This window comes from Segatella copri, assembly GCF_019249765.2.
GTDB classification, from domain to species: Bacteria; Bacteroidota; Bacteroidia; order Bacteroidales; family Bacteroidaceae; genus Prevotella; species Prevotella copri_K.
Map to the genome: position 1 here is coordinate 3,091,065 of NZ_CP152484.1, position 25,112 is coordinate 3,116,176.

General features: G+C 47.7%; 20 protein-coding genes and 1 pseudogene. 12 read left to right on the forward strand and 9 right to left on the reverse strand.

From position 1 onward, the window contains the following. Positions 1-63 precede the first annotated feature (63 nt). On the reverse strand, positions 64-594 hold the full coding sequence (locus KUA46_RS13165; RefSeq protein ID WP_117695105.1) for an adenine phosphoribosyltransferase: 531 nt from the start codon (positions 592-594) through the stop codon (positions 64-66). Positions 595-843: 249 nt separating this feature from the next. Further along, positions 844-2,715 (reverse strand): tRNA uridine-5-carboxymethylaminomethyl(34) synthesis enzyme MnmG, encoded by a 1,872-nt coding sequence (gene mnmG / locus KUA46_RS13170; RefSeq protein WP_218487623.1) that lies wholly within the window; start codon positions 2,713-2,715, stop codon positions 844-846. A 231-nt stretch (positions 2,716-2,946) separates the two neighbouring features. Here mnmG and KUA46_RS13175 point away from each other — a divergent pair, with 231 nt between their 5' ends. From KUA46_RS13175 to KUA46_RS13190, 4 genes are all read left to right on the forward strand, one after another. Then, entirely contained in the window at positions 2,947-3,630 is a 684-nt protein-coding gene (locus KUA46_RS13175) for a succinate dehydrogenase/fumarate reductase cytochrome b subunit (protein WP_006848916.1), read from the forward strand. A gap of 32 nt (positions 3,631-3,662) precedes the next feature. After that, positions 3,663-5,645 carry a fumarate reductase/succinate dehydrogenase flavoprotein subunit gene (locus KUA46_RS13180; protein ID WP_022120109.1) on the forward strand — a complete coding sequence of 661 codons (1,983 nt, stop codon included), beginning with the start codon at positions 3,663-3,665 and terminating at the stop codon, positions 5,643-5,645. A gap of 15 nt (positions 5,646-5,660) precedes the next feature. Continuing rightward, complete coding sequence (locus KUA46_RS13185; RefSeq protein ID WP_089543082.1) at positions 5,661-6,419, forward strand: succinate dehydrogenase/fumarate reductase iron-sulfur subunit; 759 nt, start codon at positions 5,661-5,663, stop codon at positions 6,417-6,419. Positions 6,420-6,644: 225 nt separating this feature from the next. Next, complete coding sequence (locus tag KUA46_RS13190; protein ID WP_218487624.1) at positions 6,645-6,788, forward strand: hypothetical protein; 144 nt, start codon at positions 6,645-6,647, stop codon at positions 6,786-6,788. Between the two features lie 396 nt (positions 6,789-7,184). Here KUA46_RS13190 and KUA46_RS13195 read toward each other — a convergent pair whose 3' ends face one another. Next, a complete protein-coding gene (locus tag KUA46_RS13195) occupies positions 7,185-8,642 on the reverse strand; it encodes an IS1182 family transposase (protein WP_218487978.1) in 1,458 nt (485 codons plus the stop codon). A gap of 388 nt (positions 8,643-9,030) precedes the next feature. On the opposite strand from KUA46_RS13195, the gene KUA46_RS13200 reads away from it, so the two are divergent. Beyond that, positions 9,031-10,515, forward strand: coding sequence for a class I SAM-dependent methyltransferase (locus tag KUA46_RS13200; RefSeq protein WP_218487885.1), 1,485 nt, complete (start codon positions 9,031-9,033; stop codon positions 10,513-10,515). Between the two features lie 160 nt (positions 10,516-10,675). Here KUA46_RS13200 and KUA46_RS13205 read toward each other — a convergent pair whose 3' ends face one another. Continuing rightward, positions 10,676-12,217 (reverse strand): carboxylesterase/lipase family protein, encoded by a 1,542-nt coding sequence (locus tag KUA46_RS13205; protein ID WP_218487884.1) that lies wholly within the window; start codon positions 12,215-12,217, stop codon positions 10,676-10,678. 149 nt (positions 12,218-12,366) lie between these two features. Here KUA46_RS13205 and KUA46_RS13210 point away from each other — a divergent pair. The 4 genes and pseudogenes from KUA46_RS13210 to KUA46_RS13225 form a co-directional block, all read left to right on the forward strand. Next, positions 12,367-12,531: pseudogene (locus KUA46_RS13210) on the forward strand (IS1380 family transposase); the annotation flags it as partial. 262 nt (positions 12,532-12,793) lie between these two features. Continuing rightward, positions 12,794-13,945 carry an N-acetyltransferase gene (locus KUA46_RS13215; RefSeq protein ID WP_218487883.1) on the forward strand — a complete coding sequence of 384 codons (1,152 nt, stop codon included), beginning with the start codon at positions 12,794-12,796 and terminating at the stop codon, positions 13,943-13,945. Between the two features lie 219 nt (positions 13,946-14,164). Beyond that, the gene (locus KUA46_RS13220; RefSeq protein ID WP_234699126.1) at positions 14,165-16,054 is read left to right on the forward strand and encodes a DNA topoisomerase IV subunit B; all 1,890 of its coding nucleotides are present in this window, start codon (positions 14,165-14,167) and stop codon (positions 16,052-16,054) included. A gap of 34 nt (positions 16,055-16,088) precedes the next feature. After that, complete coding sequence (locus tag KUA46_RS13225; protein ID WP_218487882.1) at positions 16,089-17,672, forward strand: S41 family peptidase; 1,584 nt, start codon at positions 16,089-16,091, stop codon at positions 17,670-17,672. Positions 17,673-17,974: 302 nt separating this feature from the next. Here KUA46_RS13225 and KUA46_RS13230 read toward each other — a convergent pair whose 3' ends face one another. Together KUA46_RS13230 and KUA46_RS13235 are read right to left on the reverse strand one after the other, a co-directional pair. Next, entirely contained in the window at positions 17,975-18,946 is a 972-nt protein-coding gene (locus KUA46_RS13230; RefSeq protein WP_006848929.1) for a bile acid:sodium symporter family protein, read from the reverse strand. Between the two features lie 102 nt (positions 18,947-19,048). After that, the gene (locus KUA46_RS13235; protein WP_006848930.1) at positions 19,049-19,216 is read right to left on the reverse strand and encodes a hypothetical protein; all 168 of its coding nucleotides are present in this window, start codon (positions 19,214-19,216) and stop codon (positions 19,049-19,051) included. 3 nt (positions 19,217-19,219) lie between these two features. On the opposite strand from KUA46_RS13235, the gene ruvB reads away from it, so the two are divergent. Genes ruvB through ybeY form a run of 3 tightly spaced genes read left to right on the forward strand, consistent with a single transcriptional unit; the run spans position 19,220 to position 21,254 of the window. After that, entirely contained in the window at positions 19,220-20,254 is a 1,035-nt protein-coding gene (ruvB, locus tag KUA46_RS13240) for a Holliday junction branch migration DNA helicase RuvB (protein WP_117587145.1), read from the forward strand. 60 nt (positions 20,255-20,314) lie between these two features. Then, complete coding sequence (gene coaD, locus KUA46_RS13245) at positions 20,315-20,800, forward strand: pantetheine-phosphate adenylyltransferase (protein WP_153073144.1); 486 nt, start codon at positions 20,315-20,317, stop codon at positions 20,798-20,800. Between the two features lie 19 nt (positions 20,801-20,819). Beyond that, positions 20,820-21,254 carry an rRNA maturation RNase YbeY gene (ybeY, locus tag KUA46_RS13250; protein WP_218487881.1) on the forward strand — a complete coding sequence of 145 codons (435 nt, stop codon included), beginning with the start codon at positions 20,820-20,822 and terminating at the stop codon, positions 21,252-21,254. 281 nt (positions 21,255-21,535) lie between these two features. Here the strand turns inward: ybeY and dusB are convergent, their stop codons facing one another. The 3 genes from dusB to KUA46_RS13265 form a co-directional block, all read right to left on the reverse strand. Next, positions 21,536-22,522, reverse strand: a complete 987-nt coding sequence (dusB, locus tag KUA46_RS13255; protein ID WP_118152516.1) for a tRNA dihydrouridine synthase DusB — start codon at positions 22,520-22,522, stop codon at positions 21,536-21,538. 92 nt (positions 22,523-22,614) lie between these two features. Further along, positions 22,615-23,745 carry a DNA-processing protein DprA gene (gene dprA, locus KUA46_RS13260; protein ID WP_218487880.1) on the reverse strand — a complete coding sequence of 377 codons (1,131 nt, stop codon included), beginning with the start codon at positions 23,743-23,745 and terminating at the stop codon, positions 22,615-22,617. Positions 23,746-23,757: 12 nt separating this feature from the next. Continuing rightward, entirely contained in the window at positions 23,758-25,050 is a 1,293-nt protein-coding gene (locus KUA46_RS13265) for a DUF2851 family protein (protein WP_218487879.1), read from the reverse strand. Positions 25,051-25,112 lie beyond the last annotated feature (62 nt).

Here is a 25,112-nt window from a genome sequence, read left to right on the forward strand (position 1 = left end):
TTACTGCTTCCTTGCTGCTTTCTTGCTGCATTCTCGCAGTATTTCTCGCAGTATTTTTGCTGCTTATAACTGTAATAAAGTAGTTACTTCAACGTCTGGATCAAAGGAGTTTCTGCCTTCGAAATTCTCGTTTACGAGTTCGATGATGAAGTTGGCATATACCTTTTTCGGATGGAATTTCTTTACCAGGTCGCATGCTGCTTTCATGGTTCCACCGGTGGCAAGGAGGTCGTCGTGGAGGAGTACGATGTCGTTCTCATTGATGGCATCTTCGTGGATTTCGATGGTATCCATGCCATATTCCTTAGCATAACTTTCCTGTACGGTTTTGCATGGAAGTTTGCCCGGTTTGCGGCATAAAACTACGCCGGCTCCGAGACGAATAGCAAGGGCAGAAGACATTACGAAACCGCGTGATTCGATGCCTACAATCTTGGTGATTCCTTTGTCTTTGTAGAGTTCATACATCTCATCGCTGATCTCTTTTAAAGATGCAGGATTCTTGAAAAGGGTTGAAACGTCGCGGAAGTTTACACCCTTGATTGGCCAATCTGGAATGCAACGCAGATTGTCTAATAATAGCTGATTGTTCATTACTTTTTATGCTTTAAATTGATACTTATTTTGTTCTTTTTTCTTGTTCCTTTTTATGGGCTTTTTGCCCGTTTATTTTTGCCTTTTGCTCGATTTTATCCGCTTTTGTTTCACGAATTGCTGAAGTTTTACTTTAACCGCAAAACACTTGATGCAACCTTTCTTAAGCGGTTGAGCATCAAATGTTTTGTTGATAGTCTGTTTCACGTGAAACATTAGGAATTCCCTTGTGTCTCGCTGTGAAACGGCTTATCTTCCGAGTAATACAAGCATCACGTTGATATCGCTTGGTGATACGCCCGGAATTCGGCTTGCCTGTGCCAAAGTTTCCGGGTCGATGCGCTCGAGTTTCTGGCGTCCTTCTGTGGAGATTTCGTGGAGCTCGGAATAGTTGAAACGGCCCTTGATTTTGATATCTTCCAAACGGTGCATCTTGTCGGCAATGAGACGCTCTCGTTCGATGTAACCTTTGTACTTCATCTTGATTTCTGCAGCTTCCGCTATCTCTTCCTTTCGGTTAGCTGGTGCATCCAGCGCAGCCTTCAAGTCCGGAATAATCTCCGAAAGATTCGTGAGATTCAGATGCGGACGAGCGATGAGGTCGATGAGCTTGCAGCCGGCGCGAAGTGGAGTAGTGCCGAGCGCCTCCAGTTTTGGATTTATCTCATCCTTCTTGATAGGATAGTTGGCGCAAAATTCGATGATTCTTCCGATGGCTTCTTTTTTCTCTATCCACCAGTCGTAACGGTCGCGCTTGGCAATTCCGAGTTCGTATGCTTTTTCGGTGAGTCGGGCATCGGCATCGTCCTGACGGAGCAGGATGCGGTATTCGGCTCTGGAGGTAAACATACGGTATGGCTCGTCAACTCCCTTTGTGGTGAGATCATCGATGAGTACGCCGATATAACTCTCATCGCGGTTCATCTCGAATGTTTTGTCGCCAACGCAATGCAAGGCTGCGTTGATTCCGGCCACGGTTCCCTGTCCTCCTGCTTCCTCATAACCGGTGGTTCCGTTCACCTGTCCGGCAAAGAAGAGACCTTTGATGATTTTCGACTCCAGTGAATGTTTGAGTTGGGTAGGGTCGAAGTAATCGTATTCAATGGCGTATCCCGGTCTGTAAATCTTGGCATCTCTCAAAGCAGGAATCTCGTGAAGTGCATTCAGCTGGATATCCATCGGCATGCTCGAAGAAAAACCGTTCAGATACATCTCGTTCGTATCTTCGCCTTCCGGTTCCAGGAAGAGCGGATGCTGATCCTTGTCGGGGAAGGTAACGAGCTTGGTTTCGATGCTTGGACAGTAACGTGGACCGGTACTCTGAATCTGTCCATTATATAAAGGTGAATCAGCGAGACCGCTTTTTAAAGTTTCGTGTACCTTCTTGTTGGTGTAGCAAGTCCAGCAAGGCAATTGTTTCAGAACCCGATGTTCTCCCATGTAAGAGAACTGGTGGAAATCGCTGTCACCCGGCTGTTCTTCCATATCTTCGAAATGAACACTTCTCTTGTCAATTCTGACCGGAGTTCCGGTTTTCATTCTGGCTGTAGTGATACCCCATCGGGTGATGCTCTCCGTAAAGTTGTGTACGGCAGGTTCGGCGCATCTTCCGCCTTCTACCATCTTTCTTCCTATATGCATCAGTCCGTTGAGGAATGTTCCAGCGGTGATGATGATGCTCTTGGCATAGAATTCGGCTCCCCAGATGGTTTTTACGCCGATGGCTTCTCCGTTAGCTACGAGCAGTTCGTCAGCCTGGTCTTGCCAGATGTCGAGGTTGTCGGTATGGTCGAGGATGGTTCTCCATTCCCAGATAAACTTTCCTCTGTCGCATTGGGCACGGGGGCTCCATACGGCAGGACCCTTGCCGATGTTGAGCATTCGGAACTGGATGGCGGTTTTATCCGTTACGATACCCATCTGTCCGCCCAAAGCATCGATTTCGCGCACAATCTGTCCCTTGGCAATACCTCCGATGGCGGGGTTGCAACTCATCTGACCAATCTTGTTCATATCCATCGTTATCAAACAGGTTTTGGCACCCATGTTTGCAGAGGCTGCAGCAGCCTCGCATCCGGCATGTCCTCCACCGATAACGAGCACGTCATAATTGAATTTCATACTTCGTTTAATCTATATTTTTTCTAATTTTCGGCAAAAGTAAGAAATAAAATCGAAATTTTAGCAAAAATACTTTGATAAATCATTAAAATATAGTAATTTTGCAGCAGACTTGCGAAAATATACCTAGAAATGAGGATTGCAGAATGCCAAAAAATAGGTATTGCAGGGACGAAAAGTGTGGAATATAAATTAGTTTCAAACAGTTAAATAATTAAATTTCAATCATTTATGTGGTTAATCAATTCATCTATTGGTAGAAAGGTAGTGATGTCAGTAACTGGTATCGCTCTTATTCTATTCTTGACATTCCACGGTTGCATGAATGTTGTTGCTCTCTTCTCAGGAGATGCTTACAACATGATTTGCGAGTTGTTGGGTGCTAACTGGTACGCCGTAGTTGCAACTTTGGGTTTGGCAGCTTTGGCAGTTTGTCACATCGTTTACGCTTTCATCCTGACAGCACAGAACCGTCGTGCTCGCGGTAACCAGCGTTACGAGGTAACAGCAAAGCCAGAGAAAGTAGAGTGGGCTAGTCAGAACATGTTGGTGCTCGGTATCATCATCGTTCTCGGTTTGTTGCTTCACCTCTTTAATTTCTGGTACAACATGATGTTTGCAGAGCTTTTGGGTACAAGCTTCGGCCACTGCCCATCAGACGGCTTCGCATTCATTCAGGACACCTTCGCTAACCCAGTGTTCGTAGTTCTCTACATCATCTGGTTGGTAGCTCTTTGGTTCCACCTCACTCACGGTTTCTGGAGTGCTATTCAGACTCTCGGTTGGAGCGGTAAGACTTGGTTCTGCCGTTGGAAGATGATCGGTATGATTTACTCTACCATCCTGCTTCTCCTCTTCATCGTAGTTGTATTGGCATTCGCTTTCGGTTGCGCTCCATCTTTGTGCTGCGCATAATTCGTGTAATCATTTAAGTATTAAAAAAGATTATGGCAAAAACATTAAATTCTAGAATACCTGAAGGACCAGTTGCTGAGAAGTGGACCAACTATAAGGCTCACCAGCGTTTGGTTAACCCAAAGAATAAGTTAAAGCTCGACGTTATCGTTGTAGGTACAGGTTTGGCAGGTGCTTCTGCTGCTGCATCTCTCGGCGAGATGGGCTTCAATATCTTGAACTTCTGCATCCAGGACTCTCCACGTCGTGCTCACTCTATCGCAGCACAGGGTGGTATCAATGCAGCTAAGAATTATCAGAATGATGGTGACTCTGTTTACCGTCTGTTCTACGATACTGTAAAGGGTGGTGACTACCGTGCTCGTGAGGCTAACGTTTACCGTTTGGCTGAGGTGAGCAACGACATCATCGACCAGTGCGTAGCTCAGGGCGTTCCTTTCGCTCGTGAGTATGGTGGTATGCTGGCTAACCGTTCTTTCGGTGGTGCTCAGGTATCTCGTACATTCTATGCTAAGGGTCAGACAGGTCAGCAGCTCCTCCTCGGTGCTTACTCTTCTTTGAGCCGCATGATTGAGGCAGGTAAGGTTAAGCTCTTCACCCGTTACGAGATGGAGGATCTTGTGATCGTTGACGGTCACGCTCGTGGTATCATCGCTAAGAATTTGATTACAGGTAAGTTGGAGCGTTTCTCTGCCAACGCCGTAGTTATCGCTACCGGTGGTTATGGTAACGCTTACTTCCTCTCTACAAACGCTATGGGTTGTAACTGTACAGCAGCTATCCAGTGCTACCGCAAGGGTGCTGACTTCGCTAACCCATCTTACGTTCAGATTCACCCTACATGTATCCCTGTTCACGGTACAAACCAGAGTAAGTTGACTTTGATGTCAGAGTCACTCCGTAACGATGGTCGTATCTGGGTTCCTAAGAAGATTGAGGATGCTAAGGCATTGCAGGCTGGTACAAAGAAGGGTTCTGATATTCCTGAGGAAGACCGCGACTACTACTTGGAGCGCCGTTACCCAGCATTCGGTAACCTGGTTCCTCGTGACGTGGCTTCTCGTGCAGCTAAGGAGCGTTGCGACAAGGGCTTCGGTGTCAACAACACAGGTCTTGCCGTATTCCTCGACTTCTCTGAGTCTATCAACCGTCTCGGTATCGACGTTATCCTGCAGCGTTATGGCAACCTCTTCGATATGTATGAGGAGATTACTGATGTTAACCCAGGTGAGTTGGCTAACGAGATTAACGGCGTGAAGTACTACAATCCAATGATGATCTTCCCTGCTATCCACTATACAATGGGTGGTATCTGGGTTGACTACGAGTTGATGACCACTATCCCAGGTCTCTTCGCTATTGGTGAGTGTAACTTCTCTGACCACGGTGCTAACCGTCTTGGTGCATCTGCTTTGATGCAGGGTTTGGCTGACGGTTATTTCGTATTGCCATACACCATCCAGAACTACTTGGCCGACCAGGCATTGTGGCCAAAGCTCTCTACCGATCTCCCAGAGTTCGCAGAGGCAGAGGCAGGTGTTCAGAAGGAAATCGACCGCCTGATGGGTATCCAGGGCAAGCGCTCTGTAGATTCTATCCACAAGGAGTTGGGTCACATCCTTTGGGAGCACGTAGGTATGGGTCGTACCAAGGAAGGTCTTGAGGAAGGCTTGAAGAAGATGAAGGCTCTCCGCGAGGAATTCAATAAGAACCTCTTCATCCCTGGCAAGAAGGAAGGCTTGAACGTAGAGTTGGATAAGGCTATCCACTTGCGTGACTTCATCTTGATGGGCGAGTTGATCGCTTACGATGCATTGCACCGCAACGAGAGCTGTGGTGGTCACTTCCGTGAGGAGTACCAGACAGAGGAAGGCGAGGCTAAGCGTGATGATGAGCACTTCTTCTACGTAGGCTGCTGGGAGTATCAGGGCAATGATACAACTGCTCCAGTGCTCAACAAGGAACCTCTCGAGTATGAGGCAATTAAGGTACAGACAAGAAATTACAAGAATTAAAAAGCGAACAAGACAATGGCAAGAAATATAAGTTTCACAGTTAAGTATTGGAAGCAGGACGGTCCTACAGCACAGGGTCACTTCGATACACATGAGATGAAGAACATCCCAGATGATACTTCATTCCTCGAGATGCTCGACATCTTGAACGAGGAGCTCATCGAGTCAGGTCAGGAGCCTTTCGTCTTCGACCACGACTGCCGCGAGGGTATCTGCGGTATGTGCTCTCTCTATATTAATGGTACACCTCACGGTAAGACTGAGCGTGGTGCTACAACATGTCAGCTCTACATGCGTCGTTTCAACGATGGCGATGTTATCACCGTTGAGCCTTGGCGTTCTGCTGGTTTCCCTATCATCAAGGACTGTATGGTAGACCGTTCAGCATTCGACAAGATCATCCAGGCAGGTGGTTACACCAGCATTCGTACAGGTCAGGCTCAGGATGCCAACGCTATTCTGATTCCTAAGGAGAATGCAGACGAGGCAATGGATTGCGCTACATGTATCGGTTGCGGTGCTTGTGTTGCTGCATGTAAGAATGGTTCTGCTATGCTCTTCGTTAGCTCAAAGGTTAGCCAGCTGGCACTTCTCCCACAGGGTCGTGTAGAGGCTGCTACCCGTGCTAAGAAGATGATTGCACGCATGGATGAGCTCGGATTCGGTAACTGTACAAACACTCGTGCTTGCGAGGCTGTTTGTCCTAAGAACGAGTCTATCGCTAACATCGCCCGCTTGAACCGTGAGTTCTTGAAGGCTAAGTTGGCTGACTAATCCATCGTTTCTTTTGAGACACCGGAATTTTCTCTCTGCATCTTTACGGATGCGAGAGAATTTTCCCAACAACTCTTCACTCTTCACCTTTTGGGTGTAAGTGGTTGAAGGATAGGAAGTTGGGCGGGTGAAGAGTGTTTTTTTACTCTTCACCCGCCCTTCACCTTTTTAGGCTGTTGACAGCTAAGCGGCTCTGCGTTTATACCTTTCCTAAAATCGTAAAAGGTGAAGAGTGGTGAAGAGTGGGTGAAGAGTGCCGAAAAACTCTTCACCTATGTAATGTGTTGTGTTTCAGTTCTTTATGTTGGAAAGGTGAAGAGTGAAGAGCTGATTGCGATATTCCTGCCAACCATGCTTCTCTTGAAATAAGAGAAAGGATGTTTGGCAAACTGTTATACAGGAACAGCCGACTAGCCTCTGTTGCGCTAGTCGGCTGTTTGCCTTTTGCCAGTATGCTGTTTTTCTTCTGCCAGCCTTCTGTTTTTCCTAGTCAGTTGTTCTATCTCCGATAGTTATGTACTGAGCTTTCGCAAGTTTTGCCCCATACGCCCTGTAAGGGCAGAAGCTCCTAGCCCAGGGAGGGCACTGAAAAAGGTACCCAATTTTAAGTTGCATAGCTTGTTTTTGAACTTTAATTCTTGTCCAAGAAGCATTTCATCTTTTAAAAGTGGAATACTTTTTTGGACAGGAATATAGCCCCAAATAGCTTTCTATAGCGTTTCTGGCGTTTAATTCGGCAATATATAGAGAAATCTACTTCCCCCCTTATGCATTTTGCATCAATTTGATGATTCTCTTCACATTTGCAGCGAAAATAGTCAAAGCTCCCTGCATTTCCATGCACGACAAACCGTATGACAGGGCTCTGTCATATCCTAAGACATTCTTAAGTTCGGAGTTTTTGGCTTCTATCTTGTATCGTTTCCTCTGAAGATTTATAAACTCTTCTGTTTTTTGATATTCGATTTGCTCCAACTGTTCATCCGATTTGATGGTAATCGCATATGTTTTTGTCTTGGCTCCTTCCTTGTAGCAACCTTCACGTAATGGACAGACCTTGCATTTGTCCACATCAAAATAATAGGTAATGCTGGAGTTTCTGTGACGCTTGTCATTTTTGCGATAATTCATCTCTTTCCATTTCGCCAGATGCCCTGCTGGGCAGACGTACAGATCTGCATCCTTGTTGTATTCAAAAGGGAGTTTGTTTGTTCGATTACCGTCAATTACAGAGCTTAAACGAGCAGAGAGGCGCATATTGTTTTCCTTTGCCATTTTGAGATTCTCCTTGCTGGAATATGCCTTATCTGCTACTATGGAATCAACTTCCATTCCTGCTTCCTCTGTCTTTTTTATCAATTCTGGCAATTGCTGTCCATCACCCTTCTCGCCGGAGGTGACGGTAGCTGCGGTGATAATTCTCTCATCGCTCATAGCTATATGCGTCTTATAGCCAAAGAATGAAGAATGCGCTGTTTTATGTCCTGTACGGGCATCCTCATCCTTTGATATTACGCCTCGGGTCTCTGCGTCTGAAATGGTTTCTTTCAGCATATTGAGACGCTCCTTGACTGCAGGCATATTGGCAGTTGCAGCATCAGCTTCCACCGTAGCAACTATCGTTTTGGCTGCAGTCATGATAGAAGAATACTTCTTTTCTTTTGGAAGCTCAGGCAATTCCATGCTGTCATCTACAGAATTAACGACCTTGATTACGGCCTTGCAATAATACTCCAAACTCTTTGCTGCACTGATAGGGTTGGAACGAGAATGCGTATGGGTTGCATCAACAATGATGGTTCTAGACTTGAGGACACCTGCTTCTATAGCAATAGAAACAGTCTTCTTGATAAGAAGATCCAACAGGTCCATATTCTTCAGGCGAAGTCGACGGAATTTGGTCAAGGAACTAGGATTAATCAGATTAGTCTCCTCAGGAGTTAATCCCAAGAAGTACTTAAACGACATATCATAGCGAGTACGTTCAACAACATCAACATCCGATATGTCATAGATTACCTTTAAAAGAAGATACTTAAACATACGGATAGGACTCTCTGCTGTACGACCATTGTCATGACAATACTTGTCCTGCAATTCCTGGTATACGAAACTAAAGTCCACCAGGTCAGTAATCTGGCGGAGCAGGTTGTCTTTTGGGATAATCAAGTCATACAAACTTGAATAATCACTGAATGATATGGTCTGTTGTTGCTCTAGCATAATCCTTGTATTTTTCTACAAAGATACAAAAAATATTGCACATATGCAACTTTTGGGTACACTATTTCAAAGATCGAATGTTAAACTAACATAACCCATGAAGGGACTTTTTCAGTGCCCTCCCAGGGCATCGCCCTGGGTATAATGGCAATCAGCAAGGCGCCCTGTAAGGGCAAAAGCTTTGTATATTGCCCGGTCTTTTAAAGCTTTTGCCCTTTACCTTTCCGCTACGCACCGGTGACCGTTGGTTCAGGGCGTGGGAGTTTACATGCGAAATTTGAGTAAATTATCAGATATTCTGAGAAATATTTTGTAATCTCATCAGAATATCGTAAATTTGCGGTTATTAAGAATAAGTAATGTAATGACGAATCACTCAACAGAAATAATGAACCAAGCAACGCTCGATTTTATCCGCCAGCATCAGGACGATGACGTTCGCCAGCTGGCTTTCCTCGGCAGCAAGTATCCTGAGGTAGATATGCCTTTCGCTCTCGACCAGATTCGTGGGCGAAAGATGGCTCGTGTGAAACTGCCCCGTTGGGCAAGCATCGATGGCATCATCTATCCCCCTCATATTTCGATGGAGCAATGTTCGTCAGAGCAAACTGCACTTTATAAGGCTGAACTCGCTGCTCGACTGCTCGGTTTGTCTCCTTCATCATCCGAAAACGGAGAAGAAAAGGAGATGGAGAGCGAAAACGCCTCAAATCTTCATCTTTCTGAAATTTGCGAATTTGCGGGCAAAGGGGCAGTTGATTCAGAATTCGCCAAAAATGAAGCCACTTGCAAAAAGCAACAGATATTAACAGAATCAGCAGAGAATGTTAATGAAATAAAAGAAGAACCTCATAAAGGAGATTTTTCTGAAGAAACCGGGTTTGTTGACCTGACCGGCGGCTTCGGAGTAGACTTCTCTTACATCGCTTCCCGATTGGGTGTAAAGTCGATGTATGTGGAGCGTCAGGCTCATCTCTGTGAAGTAGCAAAGGAAAACTTTGGGCGGTTGGGTTTGAAGAATGCCATCGTGAAGAATGGAGACGGAATAGAGGTTCTGCATTCTTTTGCTTCAAAGAAAGAGGCTGCTGCATCAGATTCTTTAGGCATAACTGAAGACCAGTCTCAGTCATTACTTAAGACCAACCTTGGTCTTAAGCTGATCTTCATAGATCCTGCCCGTAGAGACGATGCTGGCAACAAGGTTGTATCTTTGAAAGATTGCACGCCCGATGTAACCCTTTTGCAGGAAGAAATGCTTTCGAAGGCAGATTACGTCATCATCAAACTCTCTCCGATGCTCGATTGGCACCGTGCGGTAAGCGAATTAAACTGCGTACAAGAGGTTCATGTTATCTCCGTGAACAATGAGTGCAAGGAACTCCTTTTAGTGCTCTCTGCTCGAAATATGGGCAATCTCCGCATTTATTGTGTCAATGATGCCCAGTCCTTCGTCTGCGAAGAGTCGGATATGGAGGCTTCTTCGGTGAAGATAGCCCCATCCACGCTTGAAGAGATGCAGTATCTTTACGAGCCGAATGCCTCGTTGATGAAAGCCGGCTGTTTCGGTGTTCTTTCCGAGCGCTATGATGCAAGGATGCTTTCCAAGAACAGCCATCTCTTCGTGAGCCAGGCGCCTATCGAAGCCTTCCCCGGCAGAAGTTTCCGCATCATCGCCATCTCTTCCTTTAATAAGAAGGAGTTGAAGCGTCATCTGTCAGGAATCACTAAGGCAAACATCGCTACCCGCAACTTCCCTCTCTCCGTAGCAGAATTGCGCAAGCGATTGAAGCTGAAGGATGGTGGCGAAACCTATATCTTCGCCACCACATTGAGCGACGAAAGTCATGTGCTGATGATAACGGAGAAAGCTTAGAAAACCTCGAAAATGTGTAAAATGTAAAGGTCTGAAAAGAAAAATATATCAGCAACAGCTTGATAGAGAAAAAATAGGTGAGGTGTGCTGCCACAGGGGCGTTTTATCTCTTTAATGAAAAAGTTCCAAGTGGGAGAAATGCCACTTGGAACTTGACGTATTATTTTCTTTTTTCCTTGAAGAACTTCTCGAAGAAGTCCATTTGCTTTTGATTTTGAACAGGACCCAAATGCAGTCCTTCCTTCATAATCATCACCGTTGGTTTACCTTCCTGGTAGCTAGTCCAGAAAGGAAGGCTATCCCCATTTGGATTGCCAGTCTTGGTAAAGTTGATCCAGTAGCGTGACATGATTTGTTCCATGTGCTGCTCCGTCTCGGTCATCTTTCCAGAGCCAAACTTATAGCCATAGATGAATGGCATCTCTGCCACATGGCTCGCTCCTCCCTTGCGGCTTTTCACGATGGTGTTCTCAGAGTCTTGGTCAAAGTAATACATATACACCTTGCCCTTGCCGGTCTTGCTCTGCAGGTTAGCCCAGGCATACGTTCCCCATGCAAAGGAGCCATCACGGAAAATGTCGGATTGAGCGAAGTAGGTTTCTTCCTCTGTCTTGGCAGGATAGAGACTGAGAACCTGGTCTGCCCAACTTCCATATATCTCATGGATTCTTTTCTCATAGTCACTTACACTGACAGGGCGGCTAAACATACTTCCTTCGTCGCTGTTGGTTCCTATGATGACATTTACATCATTGTAGCTTCCCTTTTCATAGAGCTTATACTGGTCATCGGTGATGGAGTAGCCGTCAACGTTCGGCCAAAAAGACTCAAAGGCGGTATTCTTCACGATGTCCATAGCCGGAACTTTTCTTAGCTGCTTCAAGTTCTTAGCCTTGAGTTTCTTTTGAAGGAGAAGTCCACCTGCTTCTGCCGCTTTGGAGGTGAGCATGGCTGTGTTACCATTTCTGCTTTCACCCACAGGCCAGAAGGAGCTACCACTTTCGCTGATGGCTCCTCGGAAGAGTCCCTTGGCAAGGGGAGAGGCGCATAGTATACTTACCGAGATACCACCGGCAGATTCTCCAGCAATGGTAATCTTGTCTGGGTCTCCACCGAAGGCAGCGATATTGTCGTGAATCCATTTTAAGGCCATCACTTGATCAAGGATGCCATAGTTACCAGATATGTTCTTGCCTGATTCCTTACTCAGCTTTGGATGTGCCATGAATCCCAAGGCTCCTAAGCGGTATTCTATGCTGCAATAGATGATGCCTTCCTTGACAAAGCTTTCCTGAGTTCCACTGTAGGAGCCAGTAAGAAAGGCTCCTCCATGAATCATCACAAAAACAGGGAGTTTGTCATTCTTACTCTTGGCTGGCGTTTCCACACTGAGGTATAGGCAGTCCTCGCTCATGCCCAGCTCTCCACCATTTTGGTTAGGGTCAATGGGCTGTGGTGGACGGTCTCCCCATTTATCTGCTTTGAATACTCCCTTCCAAGGCTTCTTGCTCACTGGGGCTTTCCATCTGAGGTTGCCCACTGGTGCTTCAGCGTATGGGATTCCCTTGTATAGGGCGAATCCTTCATGTTCCACACCTTCAATTTCCCCTTGCTCCACTGTTGTTCTTAGCAGTTGGGCGTTAGCTGCCGATAGGCAAAAGAGTGTCAGGGCAGCTGTCAGTAGATGTCTTTTCAATTTCATTTCTGGTTATTCCATTAATTCCGCAACACTATTATCAATTAAATATTTTAAGCGCCTGAGCAACAAAAAGTTACTCTGGATTTTGCTATGTCAGAATTTTCACTTATCTTAATGTTGCGAAAAGAAAACAAGCAAAACTCTGATATGACATGGCAAAGATACAAATTAAATCTGAGAAATTCACTCCTTTTGGAGGAATATTTTCGGGTCATGGAGCAATTTGACTCCATATTGTCTTCTGTAATCGACTCCACCCTCATAATTTCACTACTCATTGGATGAACCATCTTTCGCTTCATCCGACACTTCGCACTTCTCGCCAGTGTTGGGGAGAATAGATGATCGAGCTTTTTCTTATTGTGATTCCTTGGAGAGTGTTAGTTTTCCGCCAGTGCTTAAAATTATCAGGTAAAGATATTCCGCCAAAACCACCACTAAATGGGTGATATAGGCTAGTTTGAGGGCTGTAATTAAATTTTAACCCCTAAAAAACTGCAAAAAAAGTAGCAATATTTGGTAATTTGCCAAAATATTGCTACTTTTGCATTTATAATATTGCAAACTAGTTTGAAAATCATGTCATTAATAGAAATTAAAAAGGTCGAAACAAAGAAGGACTTGAAGACGTTCATCGACTTCCATTACGACCTCTACGAAGGCAACGAATATGATGTGCCTAATCTTTTCAGCGACGACATGAATACTCTGAGCAAGGACAAGAACGCAGCGTTCGAGTTCTGCGAGGCAGAGTATTTTCTTGCCTATAAGGACGGCAAGCTGGCAGGTCGCGTCGCTGCCATTATCAATCATAAGGCAAACAATAAATGGGGCAGGAAATCGGTCCGTTTCGGCTGGATTGATTTCATTGACGACCGCGAGGTTTCCAAGGCTCTTCTCGATGCTGTAGAGAAATACGGTAAGGAGAAGGGAATGGAAGATATTGTAGGTCCGCTGGGTTTTACCGATATGGATCCAGAAGGCATGCTTACCTGGGGCTTTGACCAGCTAGGCACCATGCCTACCATTTATAATTATTCATATTATCCGGAGCACATTGAGGCTCTGGAGGGTTTTGCCGTAGATAATAAGTATGTAGAGTATAAACTGATGGTGCCAGATACCATCCCGGAGAAATATTCCAAGATAGCGGCGATGATAGAGAAAAGATACAATCTCCATGTCCGTAAACTTACCCGTAAGGATGTTTATCAGGGCGGATACGGACAGAAGATTTTCGATCTCATCAATGATACATACAAGCATCTCTATGGTTATTCCGAACTTTCACAGAAGCAGATAGACCAGTACATCAAGATGTATCTGTCTTTGCTCGACCTGAACTTTGTAACAGCCATAGAAGACTGGACTACTGAGGATCATAAGATGATAGGTATCGGTATTACGATGCCTTCCCTTTCCAGAGCTCTCCAGAAGTGTCATAGGGGCAGGCTGCTTCCTTTTGGCTGGTGGCATCTGCTGCGCGCCATCAAGTTCCATAAAACCAAGATTGTCGACCTTCTGCTCATCGGTATCCAGCCGGAATACCGTGCTAAGGGTGCCAATGCGCTGCTCTTTGCCGACCTGATTCCTATCTATCAGAAGTATGGAATCGAGTGGGGAGAAACACAGGTGGAAATGGAAGATAATGCTGCCGTGCAGGGACAATGGGGCGTCTTGGATCCAGTCCTTCACAAGCGTCGCAACTGCTATATTAAGAGTATCAGGTAAATAGTAATTGTTGTGTTGGCAATGATCTGATAAACAGAATATTGCAACATCATTTGCTATGTTATAAGAAAATAAATAAGAATAACTAAGGAGGAAATCATGTCTGAAGATAAAAACTTAGGTAACAGCGAATTGAATGCCGCTGATGAGCTTACCAATGCCCCTCAGGAGCAGCAGCCGGTAGAATATACCGATGATAACATCCGCCACTTGAGCGATATGGAGCATGTACGTACCCGTCCGGGTATGTACATTGGCCGTTTGGGAGATGGAAATCTGCCGGAAGATGGTATTTATGTACTCTTGAAGGAGGTGGTAGACAACTCTATCGATGAATTCAAGATGGGTGCAGGTGCCCGTCTGGAAATCGATATCGAGGACAATCTGCGTGTCAGCGTGCGCGACTATGGCCGTGGTATTCCTCAGGGCAAGCTCGTTGAGGCTGTAAGTGTGCTGAATACCGGCGGTAAGTACGACAGCAAGGCGTTCAAGAAGAGCGTAGGTCTGAACGGTGTGGGTGTGAAGGCGGTCAATGCCCTCAGTTCCCACTTCGAAGTAAAGTCGTACCGCGACGGAAAGGTGCGCCATCTGAAGTTTGAGAAAGGTATTCTGAAGAGCGACACGATGGAAGATACTGAGGACGAGAACGGTACCTTTATCTTCTTCGAGCCGGATAATACACTCTTCAAGAACTATTCCTTCCACGATGATTTCGTGGAAACGATGCTCCGCAACTATACTTATCTGAACACCGGACTCACCATCATGCACAATGGCCGCCGCATCTTGAGCCGCCATGGTCTGCAGGATTTGCTGAGCGATAATATGACCAACGAAGGTCTCTACGACATCGTCCACATGAAGGGCGAGGACATCGAGATTGCCTTCACCCATACCAACCAGTATGGCGAGGAGTATTATTCCTTCGTCAACGGTCAGCACACCACCCAGGGAGGTACGCATCAGAGTGCCTTCAAGGAGCATATTGCCAAGACTATCAAGGAGTTCTACGGCAAGTATGAGTATGCTGACATCCGAAACGGACTGGTGGCTGCCATTGCCATCAACGTAGAAGAACCGGTCTTCGAGAGTCAGACCAAGATTAAGCTCGGAAGTACTACGATGACGCCGAATGGTGGCGAAACCATCAATAAGTATGTGGGCGATTTCCTGAAGAAGGAAGTAGACAACTATCTCCATATCCACAAGGATGTGGCTGAGATTCTGGAGAATAAGATTAAGGAGAGCGAGCGCGAGCGCAAGGCGATGGCGGGCGTTACCAAACTCGCCCGTGAGCGTGCCAAGAAGGCGAATCTCCACAACCGCAAGCTCCGCGACTGCCGCATCCATTTCAGCGACGCCAAGAACGAGCGCAAGGAGGAGAGTTCCATCTTCATCACCGAGGGCGATTCTGCCAGCGGAAGCATCACCAAGAGCCGCGATGTGAATACCCAGGCGGTGTTCTCTCTGCGTGGTAAACCGCTCAACAGCTTCGGTCTTACCAAGAAGGTGGTTTATGAGAACGAGGAGTTCAATCTGCTTCAGGCGGCTCTCGATATAGAGGACGGCTTGGATTCATTGCGTTACAACAAGGTGATTGTGGCAACCGATGCGGATGTCGACGGAATGCATATCCGACTGCTCATCATTACCTTCTTCCTACAGTTCTTCCCTGATCTCATCAAGAAGGGTCACGTCTACGTGCTTCAAACCCCATTGTTCCGAGTGCGCAACAAGCGAACCAAGATCAAGAACAAGCAGGCAGTGGCTGATGCGGATGCAAAACTGGGAAGCAAGGAGAAAAAGAGCGATTTCATCACGCATTACTGTTACAGCGATGAGGAGCGCCAGCAGGCGATTCGCGATTTGGGCCCTGATCCTGAAATCACCCGATTCAAAGGATTGGGAGAGATTTCGCCTGATGAATTCGCCCATTTCATCGGTCCCGACATGCGGTTGGAGCAGGTTACGCTGCATAAAACCGATCAGGTGCAGAAGCTGCTGGAATATTATATGGGTAAGAACACGATGGAGCGCCAAAACTTCATCATCGAAAATCTGGTGATAGAAGAGGATATTCCGGAGGAAGACTCAGCACCGCTGGATTAAATGAAGTGAAGAGTGAAGAACGAAGTTTAAAAAAATGAAGAAATATCTATTCATAGCACTGGTAGCATTCCTGGCAGTAACTTCTGCCAGTGCCCAGTTGCGTATCAAGATGGGCAAGAACAGCCCGATAGAGAAGTTGGGAAGGGCTGAAATCGCCATTACTAACCTTTATGTGGATAGTGTGGATGAGAATAAGCTCGTAGAGGACGCCATCCGAGGCATGCTCGAAAAGCTCGACCCTCATTCTTCTTACGCTACAGCCAAGGAAACCAAGGCGATGAACGAGCCGCTGAACGGCAGTTTTGATGGCATTGGCGTGCAGTTTAACATGGTAGATGATACGCTGCTCGTTATCCAGCCGGTTACGAACGGACCTTCTGAGAAGGTGGGAATCATTGCCGGCGACCGCATTGTGGCTGTAAACGATACTGCCATTTCGGGCGTCAAGATGAGCAAGGAGGAAATCATGAAGCGCCTTCGTGGTCCTAAGGGAACAACGGTGAACCTTACCATCGTGCGCCGTGGCATCAAGGATAAACTCATCTTCAAGGTAAAGCGCGATAAAATTCCGGTAACTACGATGGATGCGGCTTATATGATTCGTCCGGGCATCGGGTACATCCGATTGGGAAGCTTCGGTCTTACCAGTCATAAAGAGGTAACAATAGCGATGGATTCGCTGAAAAAGAAGGGTATGAAGGACCTTATCTTCGACCTTGAGGATAATGGTGGAGGCTATCTTCAGGCTGCGGCTCAGATTGCCAACGAGTTCCTGCAGAAGGGCGATCTCATCGTTTATACCAGCGGTCGTGCAGCGCCTCGTCAGGAATACAAGGCGCAGGCTAACGGCAGATGGCGCAAGGGCAAGGTGGTGGTGCTCACCAATGAGTTTACCGCTTCTGCCGCCGAGATTGTTTCCGGAGCCATCCAGGATCAGGACCGTGGCGTAGTGGTTGGTCGCAGAACCTTCGGCAAGGGATTGGTGCAGCGTCCGCTGACCTTCGATGATGGCAGCGAGATTCGTCTCACCATCGCCCATTACTATACGCCTAGCGGCAGATGCATCCAGAAGCCTTATAAGAAAGGTGACAGGTTGGATTATGCGATGGATCTGGACAAGCGTTACAAGCATGGCGAGTTCACCAATCAGGACAGCATCCATCTTTCAGACAGTCTGAAGTATTACACCTTGCGCAAGCATCGTGTAGTTTATGGTGGTGGTGGAATCATGCCAGATTATTTCGTTCCGCTGGATACAACCAAGTACACCAAGATGCACCGTCAGTTGGCAGCCAAGAGTATCGTCATCAACCAGAGTCTGAAGTTCATCGATGCGCATCGTAAGGAGCTGAAGAGCCAGTATAAGGATTTCGATAAGTTCCTCGCCACCTACGAGGTTCCTTCTTCGCTGATAGATGGCATTATCGCTGAGGGCAAGAAGGAGAAGATAGAGCCGAAGGATGAGGCTGAATTAATTCAGACGAAGAAATACCTCGCCCTGCAGCTGAAAGCCCTTGTAGCGCGAGATATCTGGGATATGAGCCAATACTTCCAGGTTTGGAACGAGACCAATGAGATAGTTCAGCGCGCCGTGCAGCTGCTGACTACGGGGAAGTAATTATCCAAAAATCGGCTGTTAACTGTTAACCTGTTAACCCCGTGAGGTGAGTTTTAAGCAATACGCCCTGAAAGGGCAGAAGCTCCTAGCCCAGGGTAACACCCTGGGTTAAACATACAACCAACAAAACGCCCTGTAAGGGCAAAAGCTTCGTATTTGAAAGCTTTTGCCCTTACAGGGCGACTTCGTTATATCCCCATTATACCCAGGGTGTTACCCTGGGCTAGGAGCTTCTGCCCTTTCAGGGCGTGCTGCTCAATCTTTGCTTCTGTTAGAATTCATAAATCCTTTTCCGAATTCATTTACTTCTTCTCATGCAGATGGTCCCATTTCAGATAGATTCCGGCAAGGATGGTGCCCGAAATGCTGTGCCAGGCGCAGCTGATGGCGCAAGGCAATACGGCGAGAGGCTGGGCTGCGAAGAAGTTGCCGGCAAGGACCGTGGCAAGACCGGCGTTCTGCATTCCTACCTCAATACTGATGGTACGCTTCTTGGCTGTATTGAATCCGGCACATTTGCCGGCAAGCCAACCGAGAAGATAACCCAGCGTATTGTGGCAGAAAACCACGGCGAAAGTCCAGAGGAAGAGCGATAAGCCGCGGGCTACGAGATCATCATGAACCGTAGAAATCACGCCGCCTACGATGATTGCCAGACACGTAACGCTGATGCCCGGCATCAGACTCTGTATGGTAGGGAAGCAGTCTTTCTTGCCGTAAATATAGTTGAGGGCGCAGCCGATGGCCACAGGAATAATCGTTACGATGAGGATGTTGATGAACATTCCCACAGCATCTACATGGATAATCTCGCCTGCCGTAATCTTCATCAGCAGCGGAGTCATCACTGGTGCAAGAATGGTAGAGGCGCAGGTCATTCCTACGGAGAAAGCTACGTCGCCATGACACAGATAACTCATGATGTTGCTCGAAACGCCGCCCGGACAGCAACCTACCAGCAGGATTCCGAGTGCCAGGGCTGGGTCAAGATGCCACACATGAACCAGGGTATAAGCCACACCCGGCATGATGATAAACTGGGCACAGGCTCCGATAAAGACATCCAGCGGGCGTTGGGCCAGAATCTTGAAGTCGTTGGTGGTCAAGGTCAGACCCATGGTGAGCATGATGATGCCGAGAATGACGGTTTGAGTAGTTCCGCGCACCCAGTCGAAGGTATGTGGGAAGAAGAATGTGAACACTGCAACACCTATCACGAAGATAGATGTGTAATTGGCCAGCAGCTTGCTGAGCCCTTGGAATAACTTAAGCATAATTCTATTTCTTTTAAAATCCTGATATTTCTCTCTTATTTATTTCTTTCCTCGCTTTCAATATCGAGTGCAAAAGTACGTCTTTTCTATCGGATAAACAAATTATTCCGCAAGAAAATGATAAATTATAACATTTTTATAGGGTAGCGCTTGCAAATCTGCACGAATCTTTTGGGATTGTGCAAAATCATGGGCAAAATAATTCGGCTTTTCTTCTTTAATTCCGCAACAAATGTGTAACTTTGCACCCATATTATCGATAATAGTCATAGAATGAACGAAGATTTTGATATAAGACAAGAAATGGTTTCGCCTGCCGAAAAGGAATTCGAGAAGGCGCTGCGCCCGTTGAAGTTTTCTGATTTCAGCGGACAGAATGGCGTGGTAGAAAATCTCGAGGTCTTTGTTGAGGCTGCCAAATATCGTGGCGAACCGCTCGACCATACGCTCCTCCACGGTCCGCCGGGATTGGGTAAGACCACGCTGAGCAACATCATCGCCAACGAACTGGGCGTAGGATTCAAGATTACATCGGGTCCTGTGCTTGATAAGCCGGGCGATCTGGCGGGAATCCTTACCTCGCTGGAGCCCAACGATGTGCTCTTCATCGATGAAATCCACCGTCTTTCGCCTGTCGTAGAGGAGTATCTCTATTCGGCGATGGAGGATTACCGCATCGACATCATGATAGATAAGGGTCCTTCGGCTCGCAGCATACAGATAGATCTGAATCCGTTTACCCTCGTGGGAGCGACAACGAGAAGCGGTCTGCTTACAGCCCCATTGCGTGCCCGTTTCGGAATCAATCTGCATCTGGAATATTACGACCCGGCTACGCTTCAGAAGATTATCAAGCGAAGTGCGATGCTCCTGAAGGTGCCGATAGAGGATGAGGCGGCAGTGGAAATCTCCCGCCGTTCGCGCGGAACCCCTCGTATCGCCAATTCTCTGCTCAGAAGAGTGCGTGATTTTGCCCAGGTAAAGGGCAACGGAACCATCACTTACGATATTGCCCAAATGGCGCTCAAGGCGCTCAACATCGACCAGTATGGCTTGGATGAGATTGATAATAAGATTCTCACCACCATCATCGACAAGTTCCGTGGCGGTCCGGTAGGCGTAAGCACCATTGCCACGGCAATAGGCGAGGATGGCGGCACCGTAGAGGAGGTTTACGAGCCGTTCCTTATCATGGAGGGTTTCATCAAGCGTACGCCGCGAGGAAGAATGGCAACGCCGCTTGCCTACGAGCATCTCGGCAGAAATCCGTATACAAGCAATATTATGCAGGGAGACTTGTTTGAGTAATGTTGAATGTTAAATGTTGAATGTTGAATTAGGGCTAGCGCCGTAAAAGGATAAACATTTATGAAGATTGGGATTTTTACGGGTACATTCGACCCATTTACGATAGGACATCAGAACATTGCCGAGCGTGCCTTGCCGATGTTCGACAAGCTCGTGATTGCAGTGGCGGTGAGCAAGCTGAAGCACGCCAGCGAGGAAATCTCGAAGCGTGTGGAGGATATCAAGGCTGTTTTCCCGAAGGAATGTTCGGAACTGGTGGATGCGGAGGATGCATCTAAGGGTTATCGCCTGGAGGTGGTTTCTTACGATGATCTCACCATCGATTTGGCGCATCGTATGGGAGCCAGGTTCCTGGTTCGTGGCGTCCGTTCTGCCAAGGATTTCGAGTACGAAAGAGAGCAGGCTGACATCAATAAGCAGTTGGGCGGCGTAGAAACCATCCTGCTGTTTTCTGACCCAAGATACAGCAGCATCAGCTCAACGCTGGTCAGGGAACTGAGATTCTTCGGAAGAGAAGTAGATGAATTTTTACCAAAAATAAAATAAAAATAGGAGGAAGAAGCGTATGATAACATACAATGTAGACGGCGTGAAAATGCCAAAGATCAAGAAGCGTGATACGAGTGCCTGGATTCGCAAGGTAGCTGCCACTCATGGCCGCAAGGTGGGTGAGATTGGCTATATGTTTGTGGATGACGAGAAGATTCTCGAAGTGAACAACGAGTATCTGGGTCATGATTACTATACCGATGTCATCACCTTCGATTATGATGAGGATGATGTGATTAACGGCGACATCGTGATTTCGCTCGATACAGTCCGCACCAATGCCGAGCAGTTTGGCAAGACCTACGATGATGAGCTCCATCGCGTCATCATCCATGGCATCCTGCACCTCTGCGGAATCAACGACAAGGGTCCGGGAGAGCGTGAAATCATGGAGGAGAACGAGAACAAGGCACTCGCCCTGCTCGAAGGTGCTTCGATATTGAAGGAGTAAATTCTTCGATATTGGAATTAAGTTTTCGATATTAAGAGAAGCGATTCCCTTCGAATTTCTCGGTCGAAGTATAGAAAACCAGCTGTTAACTGTTAACCTGTTAACTCTTGGCAGTTAAGATGAACAGTTAACTCCTTAATGTGGTTAATGTAGCGGGCTGAAAGCCCAGCAAGCTCTTAGCCCATGGCAACACCCTGGGTATAAGGAAGATATAAAGGATTCGCCCTGTAAGGGCAAAAGCTTTCATATACGAGGCTTTTGCTCCTACAGGGCGGTTTGCTTTATTCTATTGCCTTGATTCTCTCGCGGCATTCTTTCAATATCTCTTTCAGTTCCTCCACGGTCGTGGCTCTCAGCATGGCGATTCTCGTCTGGCGAAAATCGGGAATGCCCTTGAAGATAGGGGAGGCGGCAAGGTGGCGACGGGTGTGGAGAATGCCTCTGTACTCGTCGATGCGCTCTACGTTGATGCGGAGCTGCTCCTCCAGGAGGTCAATTTTCTCATCTACGGTTAATGGGGCAGCGCCCGTATTATCCAGGTAATCACGTATTTCCTTGAAAATCCATGGTCTGCCGAAGGTGGCGCGGCCAATCATCACCGCATCTACGCCGTATCTTTCGAAGGCAAGCTTGGCTTCCTCTGGGGTCGTAATATCGCCGTTGCCGATGATAGGAATATGGATGCGGGGATTGTTCTTCACCTCTCCGATGAGGCTCCAGTCGGCTTCTCCGGTGTACATCTGGCTACGGGTTCTTCCGTGGATGGTGAGCGCCTGGATTCCGCAATCCTGTAGCTGTTCGGCAAGGTCGGTGATGATGAGGTTCTCGCAATCCCAACCCAGTCGGGTCTTCACGGTTACGGGCACGTTTACCGCCTTTACCACTTCTCTTGTAATATCCAGCATCAATGGGATATTTCGGAGCATTCCGGCTCCTGCACCTTTTCCGGCAACCTTCTTTACCGGGCAACCGAAGTTAATATCAATCACATCCGGCTTCGCCTGTTCTACGATTTTGGCAGCTTCCACCATATCCTCGGTGGTGCGACCATAAATCTGAATGCCTACAGGGCGCTCTTCATCGCTTATCGTAAGTTTGCTGACGGTGCTCTTGATGCTTCTCACCAAGGCTTCCGCCGATACGAACTCAGTATAAACCATGGCGGCTCCGAATCGCTTGCAGAGCATGCGAAAACCAATATCTGTTACGTCTTCCATCGGAGCGAGGAAGAGGGGCTGTGGCCCAAATTCTATATTACCTATTTTCATGAGTTTCGAGTGAAATCTTCTTATTCCTATGATGTATATCTTCTTTTTTGCGGCTGCAAAGTTACTGCTTTTTTCTGAAAATAAAGAAAATACTACTTCAAAAGATGATACATTCCCCCTGCAAAGGTCTTGATGACTCCCTTCATCTCCAATGTGAAGAGGAGGGAAGTGAGGCGAGAAATGTCGATATTCGTCTTTACGGAGATGAGATTCACTTGCAGGTCGTTGGTCTTGGAGAGGACTTCTACGATGAGTTGCTCCTCGGGCGATAATTCGGGGAAGAGGCTGCGCTCGATGCCTTGCTGCTTGGCTCGCATCAGGGTGGCGTCATCCTGCCAGCGCATGTCCTTCACAAAGTCCTCGGCACTGGTGATGAGCGTGGCGCCGTTGTTGCGTATCAGGTTGTTGCAGCCCTCGCTGTAGTGGTCGCCTATCCTGCCCGGGAAGGTGAAGACGTCTCTGCCGTAGGATTGCGAAATATCGCAGGTGATGAGGCCGCCGCCATGAGCTGCGCTCTCTATCAGAATGCAGGCATCCGACATTCCCGCTACGATGCGGTTGCGGCGCACGAAGTTTATCTTATCAGCGTTTGTACGGGTAAGGAATTCGGTGAGCAGTCCGCCCTGTTCTATCATTCTTGCCGCCGTTTCCCGGTGCTGACGGGGATAGAGATCATCGAGACCGTGAGCCAGCACGCCTATGGTTTCGTAGCCGCTGGCGAGTGCCTGGCGGTGCGCCACGATGTCCACTCCGTAGGCAAGTCCGCTTATGATGAGCACGTTGGGCGAGAGCTGCTTCAGGTCGGTGATGAAGCGGCGGATGAGGTCTTCGCCGTAAGGCGTGCAGTGGCGGGTTCCCACGATGTTGATGACGCGCTGCTGGTTGAGGTTGGCGTTGCCTTTATAGAAGAGGATGAGGGGTGCGTCATCGCAATCTTTGAGGCGTTGCGGATAGCGGTCGTCGTTCATCGGAATGGGTTCTATTCCGTAGCGTATGTCGTACTCCAGTTCTTCCTCAGCGCGTTTTCGGGCTTCTTCGCAGTTCTGGATAGCGCTCACGAGTTTATCCGAGGCATCGGGGAGGATGTCTCTGAGGTTGTTCTTATGCTCCAGGATGAGCGTGGCGGAGCCTACCTTTCTGTATAGCTCCAGCATTCCTGCCAGGCTGAAGTAATTGAGCCTTGTCAGGAGGATGGTGTTCAGTATTTCCTGTTGATCAGCCATAATCTTTATCTTTTATCTCTTCAAGTATTCGTAACCTATCCTGCACCTCAGGCATTCCTTCCTGTCGCAGTATTCCTTCTTCAGCTGTATGAGCGCCTGGCTATCCCCGGCGTTCTCTACCGGCAGACCGCATTCCTTCCACATCCTTACTATGTGGTTATTCTCGGCCTTCAGCTCCTCCAGAAAGTCGAAGGCGCGGTCGCAGTATTTCTCCTCGCCCCGGTGCCTGCCGTAGGCAAAGAGGATGGGAACTACGGTGTTGATGATGAGCAGATTGAGCGAGAAAGGGGAGAGGTGCTTCTCGTTCCGGATGCTCGTGCTGCCGAAGGTATAATGGGTTTCCCAATACTCCGTAACGCTGGTTGAGAGCACCTGCTTCGCCTCCTTCACCGTGCTTGCCTCGAGCAGCTGGCTCAGCCCCGCACGGCGGTTATAATAAAGATTGGCTAACTGCGAGATGCGGATGTGAGGGAAGTTCTGCGGACGCAGGCGCAGGAAGCGCCACTGCTTGTAATCCATCGGCTGCAGCGAGAATTTATGCGAGAGATAGATATATTCGTTCCTCAATCGGGAGAAATAGCCGTCGTTCAGCGCGTCTTTCTGATATCTTTCGGGAATGGTGTTCAGTTCCAGCAGTCCGGCTTGCCCCAGGAAGATGGCTTCTATCTGGAAGAGGTCGTCGCGGTGATGGTCTACGGCCCTCAGTGGCAGATGGTAAGCCCACTGCTCGAAGGCGTCGCCGTTGATTCCGAACCCGTAGTTGCGCGCCAGGGTCACGAAGTAGGCGTTTTCCCAATCGCCGTTACATTGCTTTACGCGCGCCTCTATCGCATCGGTTTTCTGCGATAAGCGCTCGGTTTGCAGGGCGCTCATCCAACTGTGCACGGTGAGGCGGGTGAGCGATGGGATAATCTGGTAGCAGGGAGGATACTGGTCGATGTTCAGCAGCTCCTGATAATGTTTCGATACGTTTTCGGGGATGTCGAGCTGTAACTGCACGAGGGGCTCGCCTTTCGAGTTCTTTGCCTCTACATCGATGGTTCCGCAAACGTGCAGGATAACGTTGTCGTAGCGTTCATCCTTATCATGTCCGTGCACATACCAGTCGCTTGCCTTGTCATGAATCTCCACGTTTCCCACCCATAGGGTTCCGTTGAGTTTGATTTTGGCATTGAAGAAATCGGGCCCTGCATTGCGGTTGTGCAGTCCGGGGTCAATTACTTCCACAGCCTGGTGCCAGGTGGTGGTGAGTGGAGAGAGTGGGAAGAGCTTGTGCTTCCACACATAATGAAGAAGTTGCTCCATATTGTTTCGGCTTTTATGGTTTATAGGATTGCCTCTTTCGGAACGCAAGTTCTTCGCTCGTG